The 3,531-nt window shown below is 67.2% G+C and carries 4 protein-coding genes; 3 read left to right on the forward strand and 1 reads right to left on the reverse strand.

Features of this window, described 5'->3' with window-relative positions; genetic code table 11:
* Nucleotides 1-1,069: D-alanyl-D-alanine carboxypeptidase family protein (locus VGE03_RS13265; protein WP_331046946.1), on the reverse strand; the 1,069-nt coding region annotated here is incomplete at its 3' end.
* Nucleotides 1,070-1,348: 279 nt separating this feature from the next.
* On the opposite strand from VGE03_RS13265, the gene VGE03_RS13270 reads away from it, so the two are divergent.
* From VGE03_RS13270 to VGE03_RS13280, 3 genes are all read left to right on the forward strand, one after another.
* On the forward strand, nucleotides 1,349-1,828 hold the full coding sequence (locus tag VGE03_RS13270; RefSeq protein WP_331046947.1) for a TIGR01841 family phasin: 480 nt from the start codon (nucleotides 1,349-1,351) through the stop codon (nucleotides 1,826-1,828).
* 578 nt (nucleotides 1,829-2,406) lie between these two features.
* A complete protein-coding gene (gene clpS, locus VGE03_RS13275; RefSeq protein WP_331046948.1) occupies nucleotides 2,407-2,739 on the forward strand; it encodes an ATP-dependent Clp protease adapter ClpS in 333 nt (110 codons plus the stop codon).
* Between the two features lie 13 nt (nucleotides 2,740-2,752).
* On the forward strand, nucleotides 2,753-3,531 hold a 779-nt coding region (locus VGE03_RS13280), incomplete at its 3' end, for a Clp protease N-terminal domain-containing protein (protein ID WP_331046949.1).

A 3,531-nucleotide genomic window follows, 5' to 3' on the forward strand; every position in this document is an offset into this window, starting at 1 on the left:
CGGGCGGGCTGCGGGTGGCCGGCGGCGCGGGCGTGGCCCCGGCGGCCGGCGCCACGCCGCCGTTCAGGATGGTGGTCAGCTCCGCGTCGTCGGCCTCGTCGCTGACGGAAGCGTACTGGACCGGCCCGCCCGACGGGGAGGGCGAGGGCGTGTTGCTTCCCGGCACATTGCCGAAGCCGCGCTGCTCGAAGAACAGCTGGGCCACCTGGATGCGTTCGCCCTGGCGGCGCAGGCGCACGACCTCGAAGCCGGTGTCGGTCAGGGCGGCGACGTGGGCGTTGCGGCTGGCCGTCGACTGGCCGCCCAGGACGACGGTGATTATGCGTTTCCCGTCCCGCACGGCCGAGGCCATGATGTTCGAGCCCGAGGCGTTGGTCAGGCCGGTCTTCATGCCGTCATAGCCGCCGCCGGTGCGCAGCAGGCCGTTGGTGTTGGTGTAGTTGCGGCCGTTGTAGACCCAGTCGTGGATGCCGAAGAACCGGTAGTACTGCGGATAGTCGCGCATTACCGCGCGGCCCAGGACGGCGAGGTCGCGGGCGGTGGTCAGCTGACGCGCGTCCGGCAGGCCGTTGGCGTTGACGTAGCGCGTGTGGGTCATGCCCAGCTCCTGCGCCTTCAGGGTCATCTGGGCGGTGAAGCGGGCTTCCGAGCCGCCGATATGTTCGGCGATGGCCACGGCCATGTCGTTGGCGCTGCGCACGGCGGTCGCCTTCATGGCGTCCTCCAGCGTGATCGTCTGGCCGGCGGCGAGGCCGAGCTTCGACGGCGGCTGGCTGGCGGCGCGGGGCGACACGGTGATCACGTCATCCAGCCGCGCCCGGCCGTCGGCCAGGGCCTCGAAGGCCATGTAAAGAGTCATCACCTTGGTCACCGACGCCGGATAGCGCCGGCTGTCGGCATAGCGGGCGAACAGGACCTCGCCGGTCTCGGCGTCGACCACGATCGAGGCGTAGGTCGGATTCACCTGGGCCTGGGCGACCGTGACGGGGGCGCTGACCGGCGTCGCCATCATGACGGCGATCATCACCAGCGAAAGCCATCCCTGGCGGAGCAGTGTGGTCAGACGCAAGCGAGCCTCGATCCCATAGCGCGACGACGGCCCCCCGGCGTGACGCTGAACAGAAAGGCTACCATCGGGCGAGGCGGGTTTCATGAGGGTAAACGGCGCGTCAACGACTTTGTGAAGCGTTTCGGGAACGCCGGTTCATGAAACTTTTGTGCGGTGCACAATGAACCCTTGACCGCTTTTCGCAGTTGCACCATATGAGCGACGTCGCGACGGATTCACCAGTCGCGTGAAAAAATTCACCAGCGGCCCCCGCCGCCCCAGGGTTCAGGAGAGACTGCCATGGCCGACAGCGCCGAAACCGTGAAGAAGACCGTCGAAACCGCCAAGGCGACCGTCGAAAAGACCGCCGCCCAGGCCGAGAAGCTGCAAGCGGGCGCCGCCAAGGCCTTCCGTGAAGGCGTGGACAAGTCGATCGCCGGCGTCGCTGAGCTGAACGCCGAGGGCAAGAAGAACCTCGAAGCCCTGGTCGCCTCGGCCACCGCCGCCCAGAAGGGCGCCGAGACCCTGTCGGCCGCCTCGCTGGCCTACGGCAAGAAGAGCTGGGAAGACGGCGTCGCCGCCGCCCAGTCGCTGGCCGCCGCCCGCTCGGTGCAGGAACTGATCGAGCTGCAGACCTCGTGGGCCAAGTCGGCCGCCGAGACCTATCTGTCGGAAGTCTCCAGGATGACCGACGTCTTCACCGCCTCGGTGAAGGACAGCTTCAAGCCGATCAACGAGCGCGTCACCGCCTCGGTCGAGAAGTTCCAGGCCGCCCGCTAAGGCGACCCCGCTTCCAGTAAGCGTTGCGAAGGCCCCGGCGGAAGCGCCGGGGCCTTTTGCGTTCAAACTCCGACCCCCTCTCCCTCGGGAGAGGGAGGGGCCCGCGCCGTCAGGCGTGGGAGGGAGTGGGTTTACACCGCCGGCCGCACCTGACTCCCGCCCAACCTCCAACCATTCGCTCCCACACCCTCCCACCGACTTCGTCGGCGGGCCCCACCCTCTCCCTCAGGGAGAGGGAAGCTCTGTGGCCTACGTCCAATTCTGTCGCATCGGCGTGCCAGACTGGGCTCCGGTCTTTGACATCGCCGCCGCTCGCGCTCTCCACCGGTTGAGTCGTCCCCGCACACCCCGCCGCACGGGAAAAAGTGCACGATGTGCACTCCATTTTTTCTCGAGTGCACATTTTCCCGCAGGGCGGGGCGGTGTTCGCTTTCCGCAACCGAAACGGCGGATGACGGGGAGGACGGTCCCGAAGGGCTGACGGTCCGCGGCCGAACAGAAAGCTGTGACTTGCCGCATCTGGAAAACCGTCGGACAGTTCCCATCTGTCCATCCGACTCTCCCACCTCGGATAACGAATGCCGCCGTCACGCAAGATCGGCGATCAGGGCGAGGGCTCCGGCTCCGCCACGATCACCGAAACCAGGCCGAAACTTCAGAAGCCCTCGCTGTATCGGGTGCTGATCCTGAACGACGACTACACGCCGATGGAGTTCGTCATCTACGTGCTGGAGCGGTTCTTCCAGAAGAGCCGCGAGGACGCCACCCGCATCATGCTGCACGTGCATCAGCATGGCGTCGGGGTGTGCGGTGTCTTCACCTACGAAGTGGCCGAAACCAAGGTCGCCCAGGTGGTCGAGACGGCGCGCCGTCACCAGCACCCGCTGCAATGCACGATGGAAAAGGACTGAGAGGAGCCTCCCTATGCCTTCGTTTTCCCGTCCTCTCGAAGAAACCCTGCACCGCGCGGTGCACTACGCCAACGAGCGCCGGCATGAATACGCGACGCTCGAGCACCTGCTGCTGGCCCTCGTGGACGATCCCGACGCCGCCAATGTGATGACGGCGTGCAACGTCGACCTGACCGCGCTGAAGACCGCCCTGACCCTTTACGTCGACACCGACCTGGCCGCCCTGGCCACCTCGGACGGCGATGACGCCAAGCCGACCGCCGGCTTCCAGCGCGTGATCCAGCGCGCGGTGATCCACGTCCAGTCGTCGGGCCGCGAGGAAGTCTCGGGCGCCAATGTGCTGGTCGCCATCTTCTCCGAACGCGAAAGCCACGCCGCCTACTTCCTGCAGGAGCAGGACATGACGCGGTACGACGCGGTCAACTTCATCGCCCACGGCATCGCCAAGAAGGCCGGCGCCGGCGAGACCCGCCCGGCCAAGGCCAACGGCGTCGGTCCGGAGGAGGCCGAGGACGCCGCCGCCGCCAAGACCGGCGGCGAGGCGCTGGAAGCCTACTGCGTCGACCTCAACGAGAAGGCCCGCAACGGCAAGATCGACCCGCTGATCGGCCGCCACGCCGAGGTCGAGCGCTCGATCCAGATCCTGTGCCGCCGGACCAAGAACAACCCGCTGCTGGTCGGCGATCCGGGCGTCGGCAAGACCGCCATCGCCGAGGGCCTGGCCCGCAAGATCGTCAACGGCGAGGTGCCGGACGTCCTGAAGGACGCCACCATCTACTCGCTCGACATGGG

The sequence above is a fragment of the Brevundimonas sp. genome (genome assembly GCF_036400995.1).
Classification (GTDB): Bacteria; Pseudomonadota; Alphaproteobacteria; order Caulobacterales; family Caulobacteraceae; genus Brevundimonas.